The 24,024-nt window shown below is 54.5% G+C and carries 20 protein-coding genes; 5 read left to right on the top strand and 15 right to left on the bottom strand.

Annotation, left to right across the window (positions count from 1 at the left end):
• Positions 1-10: 10 nt before the first annotated feature.
• The 8 genes from carA to ribF form a co-directional block, all read right to left on the bottom strand.
• Complete coding sequence (gene carA / locus ACLRGG_RS10470) at positions 11-1,156, bottom strand: glutamine-hydrolyzing carbamoyl-phosphate synthase small subunit (protein WP_416249712.1); 1,146 nt, start codon at positions 1,154-1,156, stop codon at positions 11-13.
• A 463-nt stretch (positions 1,157-1,619) separates the two neighbouring features.
• Complete coding sequence (gene dapB / locus ACLRGG_RS10465; RefSeq protein WP_416249711.1) at positions 1,620-2,438, bottom strand: 4-hydroxy-tetrahydrodipicolinate reductase; 819 nt, start codon at positions 2,436-2,438, stop codon at positions 1,620-1,622.
• Between the two features lie 230 nt (positions 2,439-2,668).
• A complete protein-coding gene (locus ACLRGG_RS10460) occupies positions 2,669-2,974 on the bottom strand; it encodes a hypothetical protein (RefSeq protein ID WP_416249710.1) in 306 nt (101 codons plus the stop codon).
• A 366-nt stretch (positions 2,975-3,340) separates the two neighbouring features.
• Positions 3,341-4,294, bottom strand: a complete 954-nt coding sequence (gene ispH, locus ACLRGG_RS10455; RefSeq protein ID WP_067709104.1) for a 4-hydroxy-3-methylbut-2-enyl diphosphate reductase — start codon at positions 4,292-4,294, stop codon at positions 3,341-3,343.
• Entirely contained in the window at positions 4,275-4,745 is a 471-nt protein-coding gene (fkpB, locus tag ACLRGG_RS10450; RefSeq protein WP_416249709.1) for an FKBP-type peptidyl-prolyl cis-trans isomerase, read from the bottom strand. The genes ispH and fkpB overlap by 20 nt, the downstream gene beginning before the upstream one ends.
• Positions 4,746-4,754: 9 nt before the next feature.
• Complete coding sequence (lspA, locus tag ACLRGG_RS10445) at positions 4,755-5,255, bottom strand: signal peptidase II (protein ID WP_416249708.1); 501 nt, start codon at positions 5,253-5,255, stop codon at positions 4,755-4,757.
• Positions 5,255-8,071 carry an isoleucine--tRNA ligase gene (gene ileS / locus ACLRGG_RS10440; protein WP_416249707.1) on the bottom strand — a complete coding sequence of 939 codons (2,817 nt, stop codon included), beginning with the start codon at positions 8,069-8,071 and terminating at the stop codon, positions 5,255-5,257. The genes lspA and ileS overlap by 1 nt, the downstream gene beginning before the upstream one ends.
• Positions 8,072-8,101: 30 nt before the next feature.
• Positions 8,102-9,040, bottom strand: a complete 939-nt coding sequence (gene ribF, locus ACLRGG_RS10435; protein WP_416249706.1) for a bifunctional riboflavin kinase/FAD synthetase — start codon at positions 9,038-9,040, stop codon at positions 8,102-8,104.
• Between the two features lie 315 nt (positions 9,041-9,355).
• Here ribF and rpsT point away from each other — a divergent pair, with 315 nt between their 5' ends.
• Entirely contained in the window at positions 9,356-9,619 is a 264-nt protein-coding gene (gene rpsT, locus ACLRGG_RS10430) for a 30S ribosomal protein S20 (RefSeq protein WP_067709112.1), read from the top strand.
• A gap of 75 nt (positions 9,620-9,694) precedes the next feature.
• On the opposite strand, the gene ACLRGG_RS10425 is transcribed toward rpsT, so the two are convergent.
• The 4 genes from ACLRGG_RS10425 to dnaK all read right to left on the bottom strand — a co-directional run bounded on the left by ACLRGG_RS10425 (position 9,695) and on the right by dnaK (position 15,843).
• Positions 9,695-11,050, bottom strand: a complete 1,356-nt coding sequence (locus tag ACLRGG_RS10425) for an FNR domain-containing protein (protein ID WP_416249705.1) — start codon at positions 11,048-11,050, stop codon at positions 9,695-9,697.
• 300 nt (positions 11,051-11,350) lie between these two features.
• Positions 11,351-12,511: a Na+/H+ antiporter NhaA gene (gene nhaA, locus ACLRGG_RS10420; protein WP_416249704.1), complete on the bottom strand. Its 1,161-nt coding sequence runs from the start codon at positions 12,509-12,511 to the stop codon at positions 11,351-11,353.
• Positions 12,512-12,661: 150 nt separating this feature from the next.
• Positions 12,662-13,801, bottom strand: coding sequence for a molecular chaperone DnaJ (gene dnaJ / locus ACLRGG_RS10415; RefSeq protein ID WP_067709115.1), 1,140 nt, complete (start codon positions 13,799-13,801; stop codon positions 12,662-12,664).
• Positions 13,802-13,926: 125 nt separating this feature from the next.
• The gene (gene dnaK / locus ACLRGG_RS10410; RefSeq protein WP_416249703.1) at positions 13,927-15,843 is read right to left on the bottom strand and encodes a molecular chaperone DnaK; all 1,917 of its coding nucleotides are present in this window, start codon (positions 15,841-15,843) and stop codon (positions 13,927-13,929) included.
• Between the two features lie 321 nt (positions 15,844-16,164).
• On the opposite strand from dnaK, the gene satP reads away from it, so the two are divergent.
• Entirely contained in the window at positions 16,165-16,767 is a 603-nt protein-coding gene (gene satP, locus ACLRGG_RS10405) for an acetate uptake transporter (RefSeq protein WP_416249702.1), read from the top strand.
• A gap of 238 nt (positions 16,768-17,005) precedes the next feature.
• Here satP and ACLRGG_RS10400 read toward each other — a convergent pair whose 3' ends face one another.
• From ACLRGG_RS10400 to tal, 3 genes are all read right to left on the bottom strand, one after another.
• Entirely contained in the window at positions 17,006-18,307 is a 1,302-nt protein-coding gene (locus tag ACLRGG_RS10400; protein WP_416249701.1) for an MFS transporter, read from the bottom strand.
• A gap of 128 nt (positions 18,308-18,435) precedes the next feature.
• Positions 18,436-19,023, bottom strand: coding sequence for a molybdopterin adenylyltransferase (mog, locus tag ACLRGG_RS10395; RefSeq protein ID WP_416249700.1), 588 nt, complete (start codon positions 19,021-19,023; stop codon positions 18,436-18,438).
• Between the two features lie 134 nt (positions 19,024-19,157).
• Positions 19,158-20,111, bottom strand: a complete 954-nt coding sequence (gene tal / locus ACLRGG_RS10390) for a transaldolase (RefSeq protein WP_416249699.1) — start codon at positions 20,109-20,111, stop codon at positions 19,158-19,160.
• 244 nt (positions 20,112-20,355) lie between these two features.
• On the opposite strand from tal, the gene yaaA reads away from it, so the two are divergent.
• The 3 genes from yaaA (at position 20,356) to ACLRGG_RS10375 (ending at position 23,986) form a co-directional block, all read left to right on the top strand.
• Positions 20,356-21,132, top strand: coding sequence for a peroxide stress protein YaaA (gene yaaA / locus ACLRGG_RS10385; protein WP_416249698.1), 777 nt, complete (start codon positions 20,356-20,358; stop codon positions 21,130-21,132).
• A gap of 167 nt (positions 21,133-21,299) precedes the next feature.
• Positions 21,300-22,304, top strand: a complete 1,005-nt coding sequence (locus ACLRGG_RS10380) for a type III secretion system chaperone (protein WP_416249697.1) — start codon at positions 21,300-21,302, stop codon at positions 22,302-22,304.
• Positions 22,305-22,315: 11 nt separating this feature from the next.
• Positions 22,316-23,986 (top strand): Aim3 family protein, encoded by a 1,671-nt coding sequence (locus ACLRGG_RS10375; protein ID WP_416249696.1) that lies wholly within the window; start codon positions 22,316-22,318, stop codon positions 23,984-23,986.
• The last annotated feature ends 38 nt before the right edge of the window (positions 23,987-24,024 follow it).

Here is a 24,024-nt window from a genome sequence, read left to right as displayed (position 1 = left end):
TCGCTCCTGATTATTTCGCGTTTGAACGGTAGGCTTCGATCAGTTCGATAAAGTGATCGAACAGCGGGGCGGCATCATGCGGACCCGGGCTGGCTTCAGGGTGACCCTGGAAACTAAAGGCCGCTTTGTCCGTACGATGAATCCCCTGCACCGTGTGGTCAAACAGCGAGGTATGGGTAACGCGCAGATTGTCCGGCAGGTTGCTGCCATCAACGGCAAAACCATGGTTTTGTGCGGTGATCATCACCCTGTTGTTATCGAGATCTTTTACCGGATGATTACCGCCGTGATGGCCCAGCTTCATTTTGACCGTTTTTGCCCCGCTCGCCAGCGCCAGCAGCTGGTGACCCAGACAGATGCCGAATACCGGCACGTCGGTTTCCAGAAAGCGCTTAATCGCCGTGATGGCGTATTCGCACGGCTCCGGATCGCCAGGGCCGTTAGCCAGGAAAATACCGTCCGGATTGAGCTTTAACACCTCTTCTGCAGAGGTCTGGGCCGGTACGACCGTCAGCCTGCAGCCGCGATCGACCAGCATCCGCAGGATACTGCGCTTAACGCCGTAGTCACAGGCCACCACGTGGAACGGCAGTTCTTCACTGCTTTTCGCCGCTGGCAGGCCGTTGAGCGTCCAGCTGCCCTGCTGCCAGCTATAGGTTTCCGCCGTAGAGACCTCTTTCGCCAGGTCCATGCCTTTCAGGCCGGGAAACGCCTGCGCTTTTTGCAGCGCCAGCGCTGCGTCTGGTGCATCACCGGCGATGATGCAGCCATTTTGTGCACCTTTCTCGCGCAGCAATCGCGTTAGCTTACGCGTATCAATATCGGCAATAGCGACAATGTTATTGCGCTGCAGATAAGCAGACAGCCCTTCTTCGCTACGAAAGTTGCTCGCGATCAGCGGCAAATCACGAATGACCAGCCCCTGTGCCTGAACCTTCGAGGACTCTTCATCCGCAGCGTTAGTGCCGACATTGCCGATATGAGGATAGGTAAGGGTGACAATCTGGCGGGAATAGGATGGATCAGTGAGGATTTCTTGATAACCGGTCATCGAGGTGTTGAAAACGACTTCTCCCACAGCCGATCCTGTGGCCCCGATGGCACGACCATGGAATTGGGTTCCGTCTTCCAGAACCAATAGCGCTGACTTAATCAAAACACCCTCCAGGGAATAAACAGTCATATTATTTGCATATTAATTCATTTCAAGCCTTAAAATCAATGCAAAACCGTCTGACCGTCCGATTTTGGCAAATTGCGCGCATTCTAATGATCGCCCCGGCCCTTGTCCACCCTGGCGCCCGATTTTTCATGGTTTTTTATCAGACTGGGGGATAAAAGTGATAGTTATGCCTGAAAACAGCAGATATCCAGACCAAAAAACCGATTGCCTTCGCGGGAAAAGTCCAGAATACTCTTATCAGGCGCGAAAAGTGGACCAGATGGTCAAAAATAGCGTTACAGAGAGGGCAGAAATGATAAAAACACCAAAAAATATGAGTCTAAAAAGAAAATACAACCAGGATGACTATTTTTTCATTAAACTTAAAAGGAGGTAAATAACCCCCTTTATCTCAACAAATTATGGAAATTATTTCTGAAGGATGTCAGGATTGCTTTTATAGATCGTCAAGATTAAGCACATTTTTCATATCAAAAATTCCATTTTTATGCGCACTTAGCCAGATAGCGGAGCGAACCGCCCCTTTAGCAAAGGTCATGCGGCTTGAAGCCTTATGGGTTATCTCCACACGCTCGCCGATATCGGCAAACATTGCCGTATGCTCGCCCACGATGTCACCGGCGCGTACGGTGGCGAAGCCAATCGTTTGAGCTTTACGCTCTCCGGTGTGGCCCTCGCGGGCATAAACCGCATGCTGGTCCAAATCCCATTCCATGGCATCGGCGATCGCCTCACCCATCGCCAGCGCTGTCCCTGATGGAGCATCTACTTTATGGCGGTGGTGGGCTTCCACAATCTCGATGTCGGCATAGTCGCCCATCACCTTTGCCGCCTTTTCCAGCAGCTTTAAGACCAGGTTAACGCCAACGCTAAAGTTGGCGGCAAACACGATGCCAATATGCTGGGCCGCCTCGCTGATGGCTGCTTTACCGGCCGGGCCAAATCCGGTGGTGCCGATCACTATCGCCTTATGCTGCTCACGGCAAAATTTCAGATACTCCAGCGTGGCTTCAGGCCGGGTGAAATCGATAAGTATGTCAAAGTCATCCACCACCGCCGCAAGATCGTCAACTATAGCAACGCCCAGCGTGCCCGCGCCTGCCACTTCACCGGCGTCACTCCCCACCAGCGTTGAACCTTTGCGTACCAGTGCAGCGCCCAGAGAGGCACCCTCGGCATCATGCACGGCCTGAATAAGCTGACGTCCCATGCGTCCCGACGCGCCGACAATGGCAATACGAATATCACTACTCATAATTTTTTTCTTTCCTGACGAAGATTGATTCGTTGAACTCTCTTTCAGATTAACCAGCCTCCGGGGCAGAAGCCAGAGCCAAAAAGGCATAATCAGAGTATCATTGCGTGAAATCAGGTGACAGGGTGCAACACTGCAACACAGGCACATAAGTACTTCGCAGGCAGGATCAGGGTGAACACCCTTTGAGACGTCGCGCGCTATATAAAAGTTATAGCGCGCTGTAAACTCTATATGGCTATGACCGGTACAAGCTCAGGTGTTTCCTCCGGGGGTGTGGTGACCTTGTGACCCAGGGCTAGCTTAACCGTGCCCAGAATCATCATTGCACCGGAAAGGGCCGTCACCACAATGCCTGAGGTCATTCCTATAAAGCCCAGCCCCAGAGTGGGTATGCCCCAGATTGCCCCACCGACAATAGTGGGTATACCTACGGCCAGGCCAGCACTGCCTGCACCCAGCAACAGACCGCCGCTTAGCGCATCAACAGCCCCTCCCCCAACGTTATTGAGTTCAGTAAGCGTTAGTTCTCTCATTATTAACTCCATTTAAATTTATTTAAAAAGATCCCGTGGTGATTAATCACCTTAAATAAGCATGTATTTAATAATTTCCCGTTGCCTTTCGGGAACAGAATAACCATAACGCATGAGACAGTACACTTCAATGAAGTGAAACAGTTTTATAATAGCCTGAGCCAGGTTTAAATATATTTCTATGGGGATAAGAATGGTTTGCAGGTCCGCGCATCCATGCGCCCGATGGTCCGTATGCCGCCCTGGCTCCCACTGGAGTAGTACCTTGATCTGCCAGTGAAAAAACCAGGAGAGAGATATCGTTATCGCTATTCCAGATACCTGCCGAATTATTCAGATGTAGCGATTTAAAAAACCTGTGCGGTATTAGTTAACTTCCCGAATATCTACACGCAACTCTTTCGGCACCTCGAAAACAATATTCTCTTCGCGGCCAATCAGCTCAATGGCGGCTTCGCCACCAAATTCGCGCAGGCGCTGAATAACCTCCTGCACTAAAATATCCGGTGCCGAAGCACCCGCCGTCACGCCAACGCAGCTCACGCCTTTAATCCACTCTTCCTGAATATCATCGGCAGAATCAATAAGACGGGCAAGCTTGCCCGCTCGCTGAGCCAGTTCGGCCAGGCGATTAGAGTTAGAGGAGTTGCGTGATCCGACCACCAGCACCACTTCTGCATCCTTTGCCAGCGTACGTACCGCTTCCTGTCGGTTGGTGGTGGCATAGCAGATATCATCTTTACGCGGCCCGATAATTTTCGGAAAACGCGCGCGAAGTGCGTCAATCACCTCTGACGTATCATCAACTGACAGCGTCGTCTGGGTCATAAAGCACAGATTCTGATCGTTCTTCACCTCAAGCTTCAGGACATCCGCCGGAGATTCCACAAGGTACATTCCGCCCTCAGGGTTGCTGTACTGGCCCATTGTGCCTTCCACCTCTGGATGCCCGGCATGACCAATCAGTATCGCCTCTGTCCCTTTACGGCTGGCGCGCGCCACTTCCATATGCACTTTTGTCACCAGCGGACAGGTTGCGTCAAACAGCATGGTCAGACTGCGCGCCCTGGCTTCTGCGCGAACGGCCTGGGAGACACCGTGAGCGGAGAAGATCAGAATCGAACCGTCCGGCACTTCTCCGATCTCCTCAATGAAAATAGCCCCGCGCTCGCGCAGGCTGTTCACCACGTAGCGGTTGTGCACCACCTCATGCCGCACATAAATAGGTGCGCCATACATCTCCAGCGCACGCTCTACAATGCTGATTGCGCGGTCAACGCCCGCACAGAATCCCCGAGGATTAGCCAACAGGATTTGCATTTCTCGCCTCCCGTACCGGATCGATCTCCAGCACCTCAACATCAAAATGGATGACCTGTCCGGCTAACGGATGGTTAAAATCCACGGTAATCGAGTCGCCAGAAATTCCGCGGATAACACCCGGCATCTCATTACCGTCCATCCCGCTGAACAGCATAATCGCCCCCAGCTCAGGCTCTCCCGCCTGGGTAAAATCCCGGCGGGAGAAGTACTGAACTAAATCCGGACTGGCAGAGCCAAATGCGGCCTCAGGTTGCAGCGAGAATGCTTTTTTATCACCCGGGTGCAGACCGAGCAGCTCATCTTCAAGCTGCTCTGAAAGGCTACCGTCTCCCAGACTAAACAGCGCCGGTTTTCCGTTATCCCGCGTGGATTCCGCCGTGGAACCGTCGGCGAGTTTTAACGTGAAATGCACCAGCACCGCGCTATCGCGCTGTACAGAATCAGTCATGCCCTACCCTTAGTTTTTAGCACGTTTGCTGGCCGGGCTGAGAAAGCCCTCCAGCACAATCAGTGCGGCACCGATACAGATAGCGGAGTCGGCAATGTTGAAAGTGGCGAAGTGCCAGTCGCCAACGTAAAAGTCGATAAAATCCACTACAAAGCCGTGATACGCGCGGTCAAACAAATTGCCTGCCGCACCGCCAATAATCAGCGCGTAGGCGATATTATTCAGCTTATTACTGGCCGCGGTGCGGTACATCATCACCAGCAGCGCAATAACAATCGCCGTGGCGATACCGGCAAAGAACCAGCGTTGCCAGCCCCCTTTATCGGCCAGGAAGCTAAAAGCCGCACCGTAGTTATGCGCGTAAAAGAAGTTGAAGAATGGCATAACATGCATCGACTCATGCAGCATCAGCGTATTCATAATCCACTGCTTACTGGCAAAATCGACGGCGATTACCACCACCACCAGCCATAGCCAGCGCAGTCCGGTTGAAAAAATTGATTTACGCATTATGCAAACTTACGCTCTTCGCCGTCACCGGCTACGTTAGTGACGCAGCGCCCGCAAATTTCCGGCCAGGCAGCATTTTGTCCAATATCGGTAGTGTAGTGCCAGCAACGCTGACATTTCTCACCTTCCGCCTTATGCAGGGCAATTTTCAGACCTTTCACCAGATCGCTCTGCTGAGCCTCTTCGGGCGCCTGTGCGTACGCCGCCACCTGCACTGATGAGGTTAGTAACACAAAGCGCAGCTCCGTATCCAGGCTCAGCAGCTTTTCAGCCAGCGCCGCATCGGCATAGAGCGTAACGCTTGCCTCCAGCGACCCGCCTACACGCTTGTCGGCACGCGCCTGTTCGATAACTTTATTCACTTCGCCGCGCACTTTCAGCAGCTCAGCCCAGAAGCCATCGTTCATTGATTCATTGTCCGCCAGGCCAAACAGCCCGTTGAACCACTCGCCGGTAAAGACATACTTCTCACGCTTACCGGGCAGCTCATTCCAGATCTCATCGGCGGTGAAGGACATGATTGGCGCCATCCAGCGCACCAGCGCCTCAGCAATATAGTACAGCGCGGTTTGGCAGCTGCGACGCGCCAGGCCGTCCGCACGGGCGGTGTACTGACGGTCCTTAATGATGTCCAGATAGAAGGAACCCATCTCAATAGAGCAGAACTGCATCAGACGCTGGACCACCTCGTGGAAATCATAGCGCGCGTAGGAGGCGATGATGTCCTCCTGTGCCGCTCTGGCCCGCCCTACTGCCCAGCGATCCAGTACCACCATCTCTTCCGGCTCAACGCGATCGGTTTCAGGGTTGAAGCCGTTGAGGTTGGCCAGCAGGAAGCGAGCCGTATTACGGATACGACGGTAGGAATCCGCAGAACGTTTCAGGATCTCATCGGATACTGCCATCTCACCGGAATAATCGGTGGAGGCGACCCACAGGCGCAGAATATCGCCGCCCAGCTTGTTCATGACATCCTGTGGCGATACGGTATTACCGATGGATTTTGACATTTTGCGTCCCTGACCATCCACGGTAAAGCCGTGAGTCAGTACCTGACGGTAAGGCGCTTTGCCCTTCATCGCCGTCGAAATCATCAGCGAGGACATAAACCAGCCGCGGTGCTGATCCGATCCTTCCAGATAGAGGTCAGGCGAATGCCCCTCAAATTCCGGACGCGCATCGACGACGGAGTAGCTGGTCGATCCTGAGTCAAACCAGACGTCGAGCGTATCAGGCACCTTCACGTAGCTGTCGGCATCAGCGCCCATTAGCGCGTGCGCATCAAGATCCCACCATGCCTGAATGCCATCCTGCTCAACGCGTTCAGCCACTTTCTCCATTAGCGCCAGGGTGTCAGGGTGTAGCTGTTCGGTATCTTTATGCACAAACAGCGCCATCGGCACGCCCCAGGTACGCTGACGTGAAATACACCAGTCCGGGCGGTTCGCCACCATGGATTCGATACGCGCCTGGCCCCAGTCAGGGATCCACTGCACATTTTTAATCTCAGAGAGTGACTGCGCACGCAGGCCTTTCTGATCCATGCTGATAAACCACTGCGGCGTAGCACGGAAGATGATCGGCGTTTTGTGACGCCAGCAGTGCGGATAGCTGTGCAGCAGTTTTTCAACGTGCAGCAGGGCGCCCTTTTCGCGCAGCAGCTCGACCACCAGATCGTTGGCCTTGAAGACGTTAACACCATCCAGCCCGGGGTAAGTGCCCGGCAGGTAGCGGCCATCCGGACCGACCGGGTTAGCGACTTCGATACCGTATTTCTGACCAATCACAAAGTCATCCGGCCCGTGGCCCGGCGCAGTATGCACCGCACCGGTACCGGCTTCGACCGTAACGTGCTCACCCAGAACCACCGGCGACGTCAGCGCCAGGAAGGGGTGCTGGAAAGTCATCAGCTCCAGCGCCGCGCCTTTTGCTTCGCCCAGTACCTGCCATTCTGCTACGCCAATGCGTTTCATGACGCTTTCAACCAGCTCTTTGGCCAGAATCAGCGCACGGCCTTCAATCTGTACCAGCTGATAGTCAAACTCAGGGTGCAGAGAGATCGCGCGGTTAGCAGGCAGGGTCCACGGCGTGGTGGTCCAGATAACCAGCGAGACGGGACCGGTTACGCTGCTAACACCAAATTTGGCCTGCACCGCACCGGCATCCACGGCGTTAAAGAGCACGTCAATGGAGGGGGAGGTTTTATCATAATATTCGACTTCCGCCTCAGCCAGCGCGGAGCGGCAATCCATGCACCAGTGCACCGGCTTCGCCCCTTTGTGCAGATGGCCATTACCGATGATTTTACTCAGCGCACGGATAATGTTCGCTTCGGTTTTGAAGTCCATCGTCAGATAGGGGCGATCCCAGTCTCCCAGCACGCCAAGGCGGATAAAGTCTTTTTTCTGCCCTTCCACCTGCTCAGCGGCATATTGCCGACAGGCGGCACGGAATTCTGCGGCGGTGACTTTCTCACCGGGCTTACCGATCATCTGCTCAACTTTATGCTCGATGGGCAGGCCATGGCAGTCCCAGCCCGGCACGTAGGGCGCATCAAAGCCCGCGAGGCCTTTGGACTTCACGATAATGTCTTTCAGAATCTTGTTGACTGAGTGACCAATATGAATGCTGCCGTTCGCGTAGGGAGGGCCGTCGTGCAGAATAAAGGTTTTTTTCCCTTTTTTAGCTTCGCGGATGATGCCGTACAAATTATCATCATACCAGCGTTGCAGCATTCCCGGTTCGCGTTTGGCCAGATCGCCACGCATCGGGAACCCCGTTTCCGGCAAGTTCAGGGTAGATTTATAGTCACTCATCAGATTCTCGGTTCCGTGTTTCGGTTCTGGTTAATCCGGTGTTTTCAGCCCAAAAAACCTTCGGGCGCTCACCACATCGTTAGCAATTTGCTCTTTCAGCGCGTCAAGTGAAGCAAAACGCTGCTCATTACGTATTTTTTCGCACAGCACCACATCTATATGGCGCCCGTACAGGTCGATTGCAACGTCAAGCAGGTGAACTTCCAGCTGCTGACGTACACCGGCCACCGTGGGCCGCGTGCCGATATTTGCCACGCCGGGCAGCGGGCGTTCGCTGATGCCATGGACCTCAACGGCATAAACCCCTTTGACCGGCGACACAAAGCGTCGAAGAGGCAGGTTAGCCGTGGGGAAACCTATTGTGCGGCCCAGCGCATCACCGTGCACCACCCGGCCTGAAATACTGAAGGGATGCCCCAGGAGTGAGGCGGCAAGCGGCAGATTGTCCTCTGCCAGCGCCTGACGAACGGCGGTGCTGCTGATTCGCCGGCCGTTATCACAGAATGTCTGCGTACCGACGACATCGAAGCCATAGTCGACCCCGGCTTTCTGTAATAACAGGAAATCCCCCCGACGACCAGCGCCAAAGCGGAAATCATCCCCGACCGCCAGAAATTTAACACCGAGCTTTTTCACCAGCAGATCGGTAACGAAACTCTGCGCCGTCAGCCCCGCAAACAAAGGGTCGAAACGCACGCACAGTACAGCGTCTACGCCCGCCTCGCTGAGGTAGCGAAGCTTCTCGCGCAGACGAGTCAGACGAGCCGGGGCTTTATCGGGCGCAAACAGCTCCAGGGGCTGCGGTTCAAACAACATCACCACCACCGGCAGATGACGCTGACGCCCCTCTTCACAGAGTCTTGCCAGCAATGCCTGATGTCCCCGGTGTACGCCATCGAAGTTACCGATAGTCAGTACGCAGCCACGATGCTGCTCCCTGAGGTTATGTATGCCGCGGATAAACTTCATGGCTGACTCAAATGGGTGGAAATCGGCGGATTATACCTTGTACAGCGATGAAGGTTAACCCGGTAATGCCGCTTTAGCGCTTTCTTACCGCCATTTTCCCTGACAAAAGCGGCCTGCGCCCGGCATTCTTATTTTTCTTGTGATTAAGCTGTATTCATCTGACCGAAGCTGGTAGAATCTTGCGCCATCGAAACGTAACCAGGCGTCGTTTTTTTAGCGGCGCTTATTTGCACAAATCCATTGACAACCATGGGCGAAAGAGGCATATTCCTCGGCCTTTGAATTGTCCTCATAGAACTATTTGGGAGTTGGACCTTGGCTAATATCAAATCAGCTAAGAAACGCGCTGTAACGTCTGAGAAGCGTCGTAAGCACAACGCTAGCCGTCGTTCAATGATGCGTACTTTTATTAAGAAAGTATACGCGGCTATCGCTACTGGCGATAAAGCAGCTGCGCAGAATGCATTTAATGAAATGCAGCCTCTTGTGGACCGTCAGGCAGCTAAAGGCCTGATCCACAAAAACAAAGCTGCACGTCATAAAGCAAATCTGGCTGCACAGATCAACAAACTGGCTTAATTGCCACGCTGTTATCTGCCTTTGAAAAAAAACCGGCTTAGCCGGTTTTTTTTTGCCTGTCATCTGGCGAGCCGTTCAGGAATCCCAGATTGCGCCATAGGCTGCCACACCCTTCGCTTCACATCCCTCCACCACATAATCGGTTAACTTACGGTTGGCGATGCAAATCACCGCTTCCGCCTCGCTCTCGTCTGCCATGTGTAATGCCAGCTGTAATAAATCTGGTTTACCGTGCGCATCGGTATCCCAGATCAGCACATCGGGTTGTAGTCGAATGATTTCGTCCACCATTTGGTCGCCATAGGTCAGTCGCGGGTTACGCGTCGACCAGATTAAGCGCCGGGGTCGGTTAAGCGTCATCAGATGGGGCAGCAGCGGCCCGATACCGCTACCGGTGGCAACATAAATGACCGAATGAAAAATTTTCCCTACGCTGCCGACCCCCGGTGTGGGCAGGCCTTTGAACCAGACATGAGAAGGGGGTGAGTCGATAAAGCGGCTTGTCCAGTCTCCGGCACGCGATATCAGCATACGGCAGCCGCTACGATCGCCGAACGGGATATTAGCAAAAGCGTGCCACTCCGACAGCGGTGACCGGCTGATGGCAAAAGAGGATCCGGCAAAAGGGTCACGCGGCAGGTCAAAGCTGACAATCGCGGCGTGTTCTGACGGGCGCTCAATGGTGACCGGCACTTTTCTCAGGCGCAGCCACGGCAAAATAATACTGCCGGTAATCGCCAAAAGCGTCCAGAATGCCGGCGTTTCCGCAAGCGTCAGTAACGACCACAGGCCGCCGTTGCAGTCGCGGGTAAAACAGACCGCCTGCCCCCAGGAGAGCAGCAGCGCGGCCCAGCCGACATACCGGTGTACGTGCTCAAACAGATTGTGGTATCGCCTGCGGATCGCCGGATGCGCCATTATTGTAATGATTGCCAGCAGCGCGGCCAGCAGGGCATTGATCGTTACCAGCGCAGCAGAGACATTCGGCAAGGCGTGGCAGTGATGATAATAAACCGCAGCACTGAATACGATAAGCCACAGACAGGCAAAGAGTGCACAGCCGGAATGCAGGCCACCAAAATGATATACTTTAGCCAGCCGACGCCGGACAAATAACGGCCAGCTCAGCGGAACCCGCCACACCAGACGAAAGAGAAAATTGATAATATATTGCTGACGGATCAGTACGGCAATGGCCAGATTAACCAATACCATATTACTGATATCGACCAGCTGTATCCCTTTTTCAGACCACCAGTGACCTGAGGTCACCCCGTAAATTAAAAAAAAGGTATTGACCAGCGTGACCAACAGAAATAGCCGCTGGTAATAACTCAGTGGTGTCCATCGCAGGGATAAACCCAGGATCGGGTAAGAGGGAACCAGCGCAGCGCCGCTCTCCCTTACTATATTTTTATTGTTGATTTTCAATATACTACCCTAAAAATAAATACTATTAACTGCTCATTCGTGACACGAATCAGTAAAGTCATTCAGTCATATTGATTAGAAAGAACGCAGCCTCAGGAGGCTTCAGCTGACAGCGTATGAAAGGTTCAGGTGACAGTAAATAGCCTTATTTTTTTTGAGAATTTCGCTATTACTTTACGGCGGAGGGAGAAATAATAAAGCCAGATATTACAGTAATAACTGGCATTAAATAAAAATAGCCTGCTAATTATTATCGACTTATTCGCCAGGCAGGCTGAAGATCCAGAATATGGCCTGCCGCTAGCGCAGCTTGATACGCAGCAGAATAAAACCGACCACCGCCGAAATGACCGAGCCAAAGAGAATACCGATCTTCGCCAGCGTGATCATCTCCTGATGCGCCGCATCGAAAGCCAGCGAGGCGATAAGTATCGACATGGTAAAGCCAATACCACACAAAACGCCGACGGCAGAAATATCACGCATCCGCGTGCTCTCCGGCAGCGCAGCAATGCGTAGCCTGACGGCCAGCCAGCAGATTAGCGTAATCCCCAGGGGCTTGCCGATAAACAGACCCAGGATAATGCCCAGTGGCACGGTTGAAAACACGCCGTCCAGCGAAACGCCGGTTAACGAAACGCCCGCATTGGCGAAAGCAAACAGCGGCAGGATAAGCCAGCTTACCCAGGGTGTCAGGCTGTGGGCCAGATGGATAGCCGGAGAGTGGCCGTTCTGTTTCTCCAGGGGAATAAAGAAGCCCAGAATAACGCCTGCCAGCGTGGCATGAACGCCCGATTTTAACACCGCCACCCACAGCACCATTCCCACCAGCAGGTAGACTGACAGATTTCGCACACCCATACGGTTGAGCAGCGCCAGCACCACAATCGCACCGCCAGCCACGCACAGTGAGGTAACCGACAGATCCTGGGTATAGAAGAAAGCGATAATTATAATGGCACCCAGGTCATCAATCACCGCCAGCGCCATCAGGAACATTTTCAGCGCGGGCGGCACGCGACTGCCCAGCAGCGCCAGAATCCCCAAAGCAAAGGCAATATCAGTTGCCGTGGGGATTGCCCAGCCGTGAATAGCCAGCGGATTGCTATGGTTCAACAGCGCAAAGATGGCACCTGGCGCAATCATCCCGCCAATGGCCGCAATCAGCGGAAACATCGCCCGTTCACGCGTCGCCAGCGAACCGGAATGCAGCTCGTGCTTCACCTCCAGCCCAATCATTAAGAAGAAGAGCGCCATCAGCGCATCATTGATCCACAGCAGCAGATCCTTACTGATATCCAGCGCGCCAAAACGAAACTCCACCGGCATGGAGAGGATAGCCTGATAAGCCTGCTGGGTTCCGGCATTGTTGGCCAGAAACATCGCCACCGCCGCAGCAATGATCAGTATTACCCCACCGGTCGCTTCATTTTTCAGTAGCCGCGTAAGTGCTGATTTCATTGATTCCATTCCTGATTACAGATTTGACTGACATAGCTCAAGCATAACCGCTTCAGCTACTGCCAAAGAAGCCTTTATACGCTCCTTTACCTCCCTCAGGCGAAAAAAAGGCAGCCCGCAGGCTGCCTTTTATGCTTCTACCACGTAAAGTTAGCGGGTTAAATCATCGAAAAATTTCTTAACGCCGTCGAAAAAGCTTTTTGAACGCGGGCTGTTTTTCTCACCGCTCGGTCCACCAAAGCTCTCTTCCAGCTCGCGCAGCAGCGACTTCTGCTTGTCGCTGAGGCTGACTGGCGTTTCAACGACTACGCGACACAGCAGATCGCCCTGCGCGCCGCCGCGTACCGATTTAACGCCCTTGCCACGCATGCGGAACAGCTTACCGGTCTGCGTTTCCGCAGGCACCTTGAGCTTGACCCGACCATCCAGCGTGGGCACTTCAATTTCCCCCCCCAGCGCGGCCATCACAAAGTTGATGGGCACTTCGCAGTAGAGGTTATTCTCTTCACGCTCAAATATGTTGTGCTTGCGCACCTGCACCTGAACGTAGAGATCGCCCGCCGGCGCGCCCTGCTCACCTGCTTCACCTTCACCCGTCAGACGAATGCGGTCGCCGGTATCCACGCCTGCCGGGATTTTAACCGACAGCGTTTTAGATTTTTCGACGCGACCGTGTCCATGACAGGCATTACACGGATCTTTGATAACCGAGCCGCGCCCGTGACAGGTCGGACACGCCTGCTGCACGGTAAAGAAGCCCTGGCGCATCTGCACCTGACCCTGCCCGTGGCAGGTCGAACAGGTCTGAGGTTTCGTTCCAGCCTTCGCGCCGCTGCCATGACAGACATCACACTCTTCCAGCGCAGGAATACGGATCTCTTTGGACACGCCGCGGACGGCTTCTTCAAGCGTCAGCTCCATGTTGTAGCGTAAATCGGCTCCGCGAGCGGCGCGCTGCTGACGGCGTCCCCCACCGAAAATATCGCCGAACACGTCGCCAAAGATATCGCTGAAGTCCGCGCCACCGCCGCCGCCAAAGCCGCCGCCACCGCCCATGCCGCCCTGTTCAAAGGCTGCATGACCGTACTGATCGTAAGCCGCACGCTTCTGCGCATCGGTCAGGATCTCGTACGCTTCCTTAACCTCTTTAAATTTAGCTTCGGACTCTTTATCACCTGGATTGCGGTCAGGATGGTGTTTCATCGCCAGGCGTTTGTAGGCCTTTTTGATTTCACGCTCATCCGCCGACTGGGGAACGCCTAAAATCTCGTAATAGTCTTTTTTCGCCATTCTGCTGGTCCTGCCCTTAATATGCATGCACGGGCGTGGAGATTAACTCCTACGCCCGTGGGTTTATGCAGTGGCCTGAATTGTTATACCTGAAGCTACAGGCCACCGTGCCCGCTCAAGGGCGATTATTTTTTGTTGTCTTTTACTTCTTCAAACTCAGCATCAACAACGTCGTCTTCTTTCTTAGCTGAAGCGTCAGCGGCATCCGCAGCGCCGCCAGCAGCCTGCTGCTGCTGAGCAAATTCCATCAGTTTGCTGGACACTTCCATCAGCGCCTGCATTTTGGCTTCGATTTCAGCTTTATCTTCGCCTTTCAGCGCAGTGTTCAGCTCGGTCAGGGCCGCTTCAATTGGTGCCTTGTCGTCTGCTGGCAGTTTGTCACCGGCTTCGTCCAGCTGCTTACGGGTGCTGTGGGACAGATGATCGGCCTGGTTACGAACCTGCACCAGTTCCTCGAACTTACGGTCGGAGTCGGCGTTAGCTTCCGCATCACGAACCATTTTTTCGATTTCATCATCGTTCAGACCAGAAGAAGCCTTGATGGTGATCTTCTGTTCTTTACCGCTGTTTTTGTCTTTAGCAGACACATGCAGAATACCATCGGCGTCGATGTCAAAGGTGACCTCGATCTGCGGCATGCCGCGCGGTGCGCCCTGAATACCGTCAAGGTTAAACTGGCCGAGAGATTTGTTATCCGCTGCGCGCTTACGCTCACCCTGTACAACATGGATGGTCACCGCAGACTGGTTGTCTTCAGCGGTAGAGAACACCTGGCTGTGCTTGGTCGGAATGGTGGTGTTCTTCGCGATAAGCGCAGTCATCACGCCGCCCATGGTTTCAATACCCAGCGACAGAGGCGTCACGTCCAGCAGCAGTACGTCTTTCACGTCGCCCGCCAGTACGCCACCCTGAACGGCAGCACCTACGGCAACCGCTTCGTCGGGGTTCACGTCTTTACGTGGTTCTTTACCAAAGAACTCAGCCACTTTTGCCTGAACCATTGGCATACGCGTCTGACCGCCAACCAGGATAACGTCGTTGATGTCAGAAACGGAGAGACCCGCATCCTGCAGAGCCACTTTCAGTGGATCAATAGAGCGTGCTACCAGGTCTTCAACCAGTGATTCCAGTTTTGCACGGGTCACTTTGATGTTCAGGTGCTTAGGACCGGTTGCATCAGCCGTAATGTACGGCAGGTTAACGTCAGTCTGCTGCGCAGAAGAGAGTTCGATTTTCGCTTTCTCTGCGGCTTCTTTCAGACGCTGCATCGCCAGCGGATCGTTGTGCAGATCGATACCCTGATCTTTCTTAAATTCCGCGACGAGATAGTTGATCATGCGGCTGTCAAAGTCTTCACCACCCAGGTGGGTATCACCATTGGTTGCCAGAACTTCGAAGGTTTTTTCGCCATCCACTTCATCAATTTCGATGATAGAGATATCGAAAGTACCGCCGCCCAGGTCATAAACCGCGATGGTGCGGTTACCCTGGCCTTTATCCATACCGTATGCCAGCGCAGCAGCCGTAGGTTCGTTAATAATACGCTTAACGTCCAGACCCGCGATGCGGCCTGCATCTTTCGTTGCCTGACGCTGCGCATCGTTGAAGTAGGCAGGTACGGTGATAACTGCTTCAGTGACCGCTTCGCCCAGGTAGTCTTCGGCGGTTTTTTTCATTTTTTTCAGCACTTCTGCTGAAATCTGCGGTGGCGCCAGTTTCTGACCTTTTACGTCAATCCAGGCATCACCGTTGTCTGAGCCGGCAATTTTGTAGGGCATGATTTTAATATCACGCTGCACTTCTTCGTCCTGGAAGCGACGGCCAATCAGGCGCTTGATCGCAAACAGGGTATTTTGCGGGTTAGTCACCGCCTGGCGCTTAGCCGGCTGGCCGACCAGAATCTCACCGTCCTGGGTATAAGCGATAATAGAAGGTGTGGTGCGATCGCCTTCCGCATTCTCAAGTACGCGAGCCTTGCCGCCATCCATAATAGCAACACAAGAGTTAGTCGTACCCAGGTCAATACCAATAATCTTACCCATCTAAACGTCTCCCACTTAAATTTGTTTCAAATCAGGTTATGCACACTTAATGCGGGCTATTTTGGCCATTTCAACTGCCAGTACCGCGCTTTTTTTCCAGGCCCATAACCTTGGATGCCAAATAAGATGGGGCCATCGCCAACGGCATCAAGGGGGGGAAGTAAAAAAATTTCAATTTTACCGTTGTCAGGATCAATGTTTACCCAGCACTAACTTATTACCATGCCGTCCGGACTGATAACGCGGCCTGTTTTTGCCGCTTCAGGCCCGTTTGCTAATGGTTTCATTATTATGATTTATTTCTACTATCACTGAGGATTTATGCACAACAACACACTGGCGAATCCCGGTCCTTTGGGGCTGATGGGGTTTGGAATGACCACTGTTTTACTCAATCTGCACAATGCAGGTTTTTTCCCTCTGACCTCGGCCATTATCAGCATGGGGATTTTTTTTGGCGGGATGGTGCAGATTATTGCGGGTCTGCTGGAGTATAAAAAGGGCAATACTTTTGGCCTGACCGCATTTACCTCTTACGGTGCTTTCTGGCTGAGCCTGACGGGCATTTGGTTGCTGCCGGAGATGGGGCTGGCCGAGCCAGCCGACGCCACTACGCTGGGCATCTATCTGGCGCTGTGGGGTATTTTCACACTGTTTATGTTTTTTGGCACGCTGCGCGCCAATCGCGCCCTGCAATTTGTGTTTGCCAGCCTGACGCTGCTGTTTGCGCTGCTGGCCTACGGCCATATTACCGGTAATGCTGTCGTGTTGTTGTTCGCAGGTTATGAGGGTGTGGTTTGCGGTGCCAGTGCAATTTATCTGGCGATGGCAGAGGTGATCAATGCGCAGCTTGACCGTCAGGTGCTTCCCACTGGCGAACCACGCCGCGCGTCGGTGCTGGCCAGCGCATTGAGTCAGGCGTAGCCCGTAGGCCCGGTGCGGCACAGGCATGGGGTGTCGCCTGCGGGTGGGGCCCGGTGCCTGCTCCTTTTGCATTGTGCTGGCTGCGGGTAAAAGCTTTTTCAGGTGTTACAGGAAACTCTTCAGTAGGTCTGAAAAAGAACCCGGCCAGGCGAGGGCAGCAGGGATGCTGCACTCAGGGAGCGGCAGGCTCCCACCCATGCCAAAGGGCAACAATGCACTGACTCCCGGAATTGAACCTCTACAAATCGGCATGCACGATAGCATCGCGATAAGAAAGATCACGGTTAAGATAAACCCCCAGCAGTAAACCCATGGCGGAAAGCGCCAGCACATAATAAGCCGGAGCCAGCGGCGTTATGGACATCATCAGCGTCACCAGAATCGGCGTTAACCCGCCAAAAAAGGCATACGCGACATTATAGGAAAACGAAATGCCGGTAAAACGCACCTCTGCCGGGAACGCGCGCACCATCACATAAGGCACCGCCCCCACCACACCCACGCTGTAACCCACCAGTGCGTAACAGGCAAAAAGCCCCTCAGGATAAGCAGCAGGAGCCTGATAAAAAATCCAGCTACATGCCGCTAACAGCAGGCTGCCGAAAATAAAGGTTTTGCTGGCGCCAAAGCGATCGGCGGCCAGGCCTGCGCTAATACATCCTGCTATCAGGGTAAGGGTCGCCAGACTGTTAGCCTGCAATGCCTCTGCTGCCGCAATGCCATAGCTTTTTTGCAGCCAGGTCGGCGTCATTAGAATCACCACGACCACGCCCGCCGAAAGCAGCCAGGTCAGCAACATACTGACGGCGATCTCTTTTTTATACTTCACCACCACGGTTTTTAGCGGCAGCTCAGCCGCCAGCGCTTTACGCGCCTCAAGCGCCTTAAAAACCGGGGTTTCATGCAGCCAGCGACGCAGATACAGGGCAACAAAGCCGAAAAAGCCACCGAGCAGGAAAGGAATGCGCCAGCCGCCCGCAGTAATTCCCTCGATACCAAACGCCCGATTAATCAGCGTTGCCACTACCGAACCGACCAGGATCCCCGCGGTCAGCCCCGCCGTCAGCATGCCGCAGGCGAATCCGATACGCTTCTGTGGAACGTGCTCGGCAACAAACACCCAGGCGCCGGGGACTTCACCTCCCACCGCGGCTCCCTGCAACATCCGCAACAGCAGCAGCAAAATGGGGGCCGCTATACCTAACGTTGCGTAGGTGGGCAGCAGCCCCATCGCTAACGTCGGCAGCGCCATCAACAGAATACTCAGGCTGAACATTTTTTTGCGCCCGCGACTGTCGCCAAAATGCGCCATAACAATGCCACCGAGCGGGCGCGCCAGATAACCCGCCGCGAAGATAGCAAACGTCTGGAGCTGGCGGAGCCAGTCGGGAATATCAGGAGGAAAGAAAAGATCGCCTATGACTGACGCGAAGAAGACGAAAATAATAAAATCATAAAATTCCAGCGCGCCGCCCAGCGCGGCCAGAGTCAGTGTTTTGTAATCCTGCCGATTCAGGCGGCCCGGGCTTTGAGGAGGCATAAATAGTCGCGTATATCCAGAAGTAGAGGGAAATAAGTATGTCAGAAGCTGTAAAACTAACCGTACTATACCGTCCATTTCCTGTTACGCCAGCCAGCCTGGCGTTTATGCCTGAATCAGAACATTTTTTAGCTGTTTGTCTCACGCCGGGCGCTTTTGGGGCGAAATGCTGCTACCACCACCGGGTGAGTATCGACCCACGGCCCTTCCAGCAGTTGAATACAGTATGGAACGCTGGCAAACAGGCCCTGCACCTTTACCGTTCCATCAGGCGCTTTTACGCCCTCAAGCGTCTCTTTGATCGACTTAGGCTGGCCCGGCAGATTGACAATCAGCGACTGCTTACGAATAACCGCCACCTGTCGTGACAGGATTGCCGTCGGGACGAAATTAAGGCTGATCTGCCGCATCTGTTCACCAAAGCCCGGCATTTCCCGATCTGCTACCGCCAGCGTGGCATCCGGCGTCACGTCCCGTCGCGCTGGACCGGTTCCGCCCGTGGTAAGTACCAGATGGCAAAAACGCTCATCCACCAGCTCACAAAGGGTCTGTTCGATCATTGACTGTTCATCCGGCACCAGGCGCTTTTCAATGCTAAAAGGCGTACTCAGGGCCTGCGTAAGCCAGGCCTCCAGCGCCGGCAGGCCCTCATCCTGATAGATGCCGTTTGCGGCGCGATCGGATACCGAGATCAATCCTATACGTAGTGTATTCATCGTGTTATCACCGTAATGCCCACGGCGTAAAGCGCGGACGCAGGTTAAAATTCATTTGCGGGAAGAATAAACATTGCAGGGCAGGAAGTACAGCCGGGGAAAAACGCGGCCAGGGGAGTGGCCGCGGGCATGCATTACAGCAGATCGGCAATCATTTTATCCAGCTTGCCCTGGTCAAGCGCAAAGTTGCGGATCCCCTGAGCCAATTTATCAACCGCCATCGGATCCTGATTGTGCTGCCACAGGAACTCGGATTCCGTCATTTTTGCCGGACGCGCTTTTACTTCGCCGCTGTAGGAGAGTTTACGCTCCAGTGTCCCTTCGCTCTCAGCCAGCTCTTTCAGCAGGCCTGGAGAGATGGTCAGGCGGTCACAGCCAGCCAGTTCGGTAATTTCACCGATATTGCGGAAGCTGGCACCCATGACCACGGTTTCATAGCCGTGCTGCTTGTAGTATTCGTAAATTTCAGTGACTGAAATAACGCCTGGATCTTCATGCGCCGCATACTCTTTCTTGTCAGTATTGGCTTTGTACCAGTCCAGAATACGACCTACGAATGGCGAAATGAGATAGGCACCGGCTTCAGCACAGGCACGCGCCTGAGCAAAGGAGAACAGCAGGGTCAGGTTACAGTTGATGCCCTCTTTTTCCAGGATCTCCGCGGCACGGATCCCCTGCCAGGTTGAAGCCAGCTTAATCAAAATACGGTCGTTGCCGATCCCGGCATCGTTATAAAGCTTGATCAGCGTACGCGCCTTATTGATGCTGCCTTCGGTGTCATAGGACAGGCGCGCGTCAACTTCGGTAGAGATACGGCCAGGCACCAGCTTCAGGATCTCCAGACCAATGTTCACATTCAGCTTGTCTGCCGCATGCTGGATCTGCTCATCCTTGTTGCTGCTGCGATCGCGTGCCCAGCTCACCGCATCATCAATCAGCCTGCGGTACTCAGGAATTTGCGCCGCGCTAAGGATTAGCGAAGGGTTGGTAGTGGCATCCTGCGGCTTGTACAGCTTAATCGCAGCAATGTCGCCGGTATCGGCAACAACGGTAGTCAGTTGACGCAGGGAACTCAGTTTGTCCGTCATGATTGTCATTCTCGTCAGAGTAGCGTTATCGGGATGTTAATCGTGTTTATGTCGATCATATCACGCGTACCAGGCCATGCAAGGTAAGGTTTCCGTCAGGCCACGTAGTGCTAAAAGTGTTAATAATAAGGGTAAGAGGCGATACGGCTATGGCAGTGATTTGCCCTTTCTCGTCGCTTTTTTGCTAAAGTAGCGGCCTCGTTTATTTCGCCCGGTCAGGGCAGTTTCACATAAGGATACAGGCATGTTGATGGTTATCTCTCCGGCTAAGACGCTGGATTTTGAAAGCCCGCTGGCTACCCGTCGTTTTACCCAACCTGCCCTGCTGGATGAATCACAAAAACTGATCGAAATAGCCCGCAGGCTCACGCCCGCACAAATCGGCTCCCTGATGAGCATCAGTGACAAGCTGGCCCACCTTAACGCCGAACGCTTCAACGACTGGCACCCGCCTTTCAGCCCCGACAATGCCCGCCAGGCGATTCTGGCCTTTAAAGGCGATGTGTATACCGGGTTACAGGCCGAAACCTTCCATGAAAAAGATTTCGATTTTGCCCAGCAGCATTTGCGTATGCTTTCCGGGCTGTACGGCGTGCTGCGACCGCTGGATCTGATGCAGCCCTACCGTCTTGAAATGGGCATCAAGCTGGAAAACCCGGCCGGGAAAGATCTCTACACCTTTTGGGGCGACCGGCTGACCGACGCGCTGAATACCGCGCTGGCCGAACAGGGCGACGATGTTCTGATTAATCTGGCCTCGGACGAATATTTCAGAGCGGTGAAACCCAAAAAACTGGCGGGCCGCATCATTAAACCGATCTTTCTTGATGAGAAAAATGGCAGGTTTAAGGTCATCAGCTTTTACGCTAAGGAAGCACGCGGGCTGATGAGTCGCTATATTATCCAGCATCGCCTGAGCCAGCCGGAGCAGCTTAAAAAATTCGATGTCGATGGCTACTTCTTCGTAGCGGAAGAGAGCACTGACAGCGATCTGGTCTTTAAGCGCCGCGAGAATCCATAACCTTAAATGATGCGTACGCGGCTTTTGCGCGTCAAAAGCCGTATTTTCTTCCCCCCCTTCCTGCCCCGCCATAGCCTTTCGTTATAACCGACGACAGAAACCGAACGCACGATCCGTTATTGACCACCCAAGCCCAGTTGCGACAAATCAGCTATCGGGAGGTAGGTATGGATCAGTACGCGCTGCGCAAAACCCTTAGCGATCGCGTTTGGCAGGCCACACATCATCAGCCGGAAAACGTACTGGCCACGTTCAACAATCCTGTACCCACGGCCGCCAGGGCCTGGCTCTGCGCGGCGGCAAAGCACCTGGGCGTTAAAAAAGCTGAGCAGCAGCAGTTTGCTGCCTCCGGACGCCTGAGGCTGGATGCGCTGGACGTGGTAGCCATCTGTCAGCGGGAAGCCCCCGTGCCCCTGTGGCTGGTGGTTGGCTTCCTGCAACCCCCCGCTGCACTCCATCCCGAGGTCTGGCAGGAGGCGCTGCTCAGAGCGAGCGATGTCGCCATGGGTCTGAGCGGCATCGCCCTTTCGCTGGATGAGAAGGGCCAGACGCGGCTAACACTGCGGCTGTCTTTTGATATATGGCAGGACGCAGAAGCGCTGGCAGAGAAATTAAACGACGTCAATTCGCTGGCCTCAAGCCTGACAGACTTACTGCTCTCTGCCGCAGGCACACAGCAGCCTTCCGCGTACACCCGCGATAGCGCACCCGTTGAAGATTGGGTGAGTGAGTGGCGGCAGACAACGTCGTTGCGACTGGATGAGCTTGCCGAACAGGCCATCAGCCATCGCTGGCACTATTCGCTGCTGCATCAGGCCATCGCCCAGCTTGAACTCCCCCCCACCCGCTATCGGCTGGAGGGCTGTTGCGGCATCCTCAGCTTTCCTGAACGCCAATTTACTTTACTTGCCGATGGCGATCGACGTCACCTCCTGATCTCAACGCCCCTGGCGCTGGATTTCACACCCGGCGCCGCGCAGCAACGCCTGTTGCAGGCTAACAGCGAGCTGATGGTGCTGACCAACTGCTCGCTGGCGCTGTGCGGTGAAATGCTGTGTCTGGTCTGCCGATGGGACACTCTGGGGCTGGACGGTTCCGATCTCGCCAGCTGGCTTGCCGACCTTATGACGCTCAGCGTCGCCATTGACCGTCGCGAACCCACCGCGGCCTGAATCGGAGCACAATGATGAGCGATACCATCCGGCCGGCTTCCGGCCAGTATGAAATGACCCGTCTGGGCGGTCGCGGCGATGAAGAGAGCGGTCCGCGCCCCGATGATGCCCCGGGGCGCGCAGCCCGGGCAGCCACCAGCGCGGGGCAGTTTTTCTCAACGCTCAGTGAGGGTGCCTGGGACGGTGCCAAAACGGGCGGGGGCAAAGTATGGGACGGCACCAAAGCCCTTGGCAGCATGACGCTTAACGGTGCGAAATCGGGAGGGAACAAGGTTCTGGAAGGCAGCAAAACCCTTGGCAATATGACGCTGAATGGCGCGAAATCGGGCGGAAGCAGGGTATGGAACGGTAGCAAAACCGCAGGTAAGCTTGGGTGGCAGGGCGCAAAATTTGCCGGTAAAGCCGGGTGGCAGGAGACGGCCGCCTCCGCCGCCGATTTAGGGAAGTTTACGCTGGCACCCCTGCAAAACAAAGCCTGGGGGGCGCTGAGTGGTCATGCCCTCCAGCAAATGATCACCTGCGGGCTGCCGACAATGGCTCGTGAAGAAGCCTTTATTGAGGCCTATAACCAGCTGCTCCCTCACCTGGTAGAAAAACATCCCGCCGCCGCCGTGACCCTACAGGCCGTTATCTCTCTTGCCAACGTTGCCCTTCAGCATCATCTTCGTGAGCCTCGGCTTATGCGGCAGACGGAGCCGGATGCGCAGCCTCAGTCCGGTAGCGCACAGCCCGGTGAGGTGGCCGTGCGCGGTCAGTTTGGCCTCAGCCCCAGCCAGGCCAACGCGATGAAGCGTGACAAACCCGCTGAATGGGCTCGCCTGAGTCAGCAAACGGTAAAAGATTCAAAGCGCGTTTCCGGTCAGCAGGTTATGGCTGAAATGCTCAATGTGGGTATGTCGCTGGCAGGCGTGCTCAGTGGGAATCCGGCCCTGACGGCGCGCGTAATGAGTACTCAGCTGCGCAACGTTATCTATGCGGGCGCCAGGGAGTCGTTGCAGGCGACGGGTAGCCTGGTAGCCTCACGTAAAGGCACGCCAGGCTATGGCGTTAATGACGACAATATGAGTACTAATGCGGCCTGGTATACATTAAACACGTTGGCAATGGGAATGCTACAGGATGGGCTGATCCAGAAGGCGCTACCAAAAGGCTACAGCGTTTCCGGCCCGGAAATCCGCGATGCGGCAGGACAGCGCCTGACCGGTAAAGCGCTGCATGAAATGGGCACTATCGTATCGGCCCTGCGATCGGCCTGTAACGCCTTTATCGAAACCGGTGATGCTTTTCTCGGCAAGCACTACGACAGCAAGCAGGTGGGTGACACGCAAAAATTCTCCCCTTCCCTGCCGATGAAGGATTACGTCCGTCTGCTCGATCACTCCATCGCCCGGCTGAGCTGGAATAATTTTGCCAACAGCAGCACGCTGGCCTCGCAACAGATACTGGCGGCAATAACGAAAGGCCATACCTCCCCGGCGCTATCCAGCCTTTTCAACAACGCCGGGACCGCGGCCGCCTTTGGCCTCACCTATAAAATGGTGAACCAGATTTATCAGGCGCACAGTAAGGTTCGCGGGGCTATTGCAGCGACACCCGCAGAATCACCGGCACCCGCATCGATACCAGCCGCACCCGCAGAATCACCGGCACCGGTTAGTACCCGTGATCCCAGGCCAGGATAATCACCGATCCCGGTAGCCGCCCTTAACACCCGGCCAGT

This window comes from Erwinia sp. PPS120 (assembly GCF_047918655.1).
In the GTDB taxonomy this organism is placed as follows: domain Bacteria; phylum Pseudomonadota; class Gammaproteobacteria; order Enterobacterales; family Enterobacteriaceae; genus Erwinia; species Erwinia tasmaniensis_A.
Note: the sequence above shows the minus strand (reverse complement) of the source record. Positions and strands in the feature narration are given on the sequence as shown.

Coding starts and splice junctions, on each gene's coding strand:
- ACLRGG_RS10400 (WP_416249701.1), bottom strand. CDS start 18,307: ATGCCTCCTCAAAGCCCGGGCCGCCTGAATCGGCAGGATTACAAAACA.
- dnaJ (WP_067709115.1), bottom strand. CDS start 13,801: ATGGCGAAAAAAGACTATTACGAGATTTTAGGCGTTCCCCAGTCGGCG.
- ileS (WP_416249707.1), bottom strand. CDS start 8,071: ATGAGTGACTATAAATCTACCCTGAACTTGCCGGAAACGGGGTTCCCG.
- fkpB (WP_416249709.1), bottom strand. CDS start 4,745: ATGACTGATTCTGTACAGCGCGATAGCGCGGTGCTGGTGCATTTCACG.
- yaaA (WP_416249698.1), top strand. CDS start 20,356: ATGTTGATGGTTATCTCTCCGGCTAAGACGCTGGATTTTGAAAGCCCG.
- tal (WP_416249699.1), bottom strand. CDS start 20,111: ATGACGGACAAACTGAGTTCCCTGCGTCAACTGACTACCGTTGTTGCC.
- mog (WP_416249700.1), bottom strand. CDS start 19,023: ATGAATACACTACGTATAGGATTGATCTCGGTATCCGATCGCGCCGCA.
- dapB (WP_416249711.1), bottom strand. CDS start 2,438: ATGAGTAGTGATATTCGTATTGCCATTGTCGGCGCGTCGGGACGCATG.
- lspA (WP_416249708.1), bottom strand. CDS start 5,255: ATGCGTAAATCAATTTTTTCAACCGGACTGCGCTGGCTATGGCTGGTG.
- satP (WP_416249702.1), top strand. CDS start 16,165: ATGCACAACAACACACTGGCGAATCCCGGTCCTTTGGGGCTGATGGGG.
- ispH (WP_067709104.1), bottom strand. CDS start 4,294: ATGCAAATCCTGTTGGCTAATCCTCGGGGATTCTGTGCGGGCGTTGAC.
- ribF (WP_416249706.1), bottom strand. CDS start 9,040: ATGAAGTTTATCCGCGGCATACATAACCTCAGGGAGCAGCATCGTGGC.
- ACLRGG_RS10460 (WP_416249710.1), bottom strand. CDS start 2,974: ATGAGAGAACTAACGCTTACTGAACTCAATAACGTTGGGGGAGGGGCT.
- dnaK (WP_416249703.1), bottom strand. CDS start 15,843: ATGGGTAAGATTATTGGTATTGACCTGGGTACGACTAACTCTTGTGTT.
- ACLRGG_RS10375 (WP_416249696.1), top strand. CDS start 22,316: ATGATGAGCGATACCATCCGGCCGGCTTCCGGCCAGTATGAAATGACC.
- ACLRGG_RS10380 (WP_416249697.1), top strand. CDS start 21,300: ATGGATCAGTACGCGCTGCGCAAAACCCTTAGCGATCGCGTTTGGCAG.
- nhaA (WP_416249704.1), bottom strand. CDS start 12,511: ATGAAATCAGCACTTACGCGGCTACTGAAAAATGAAGCGACCGGTGGG.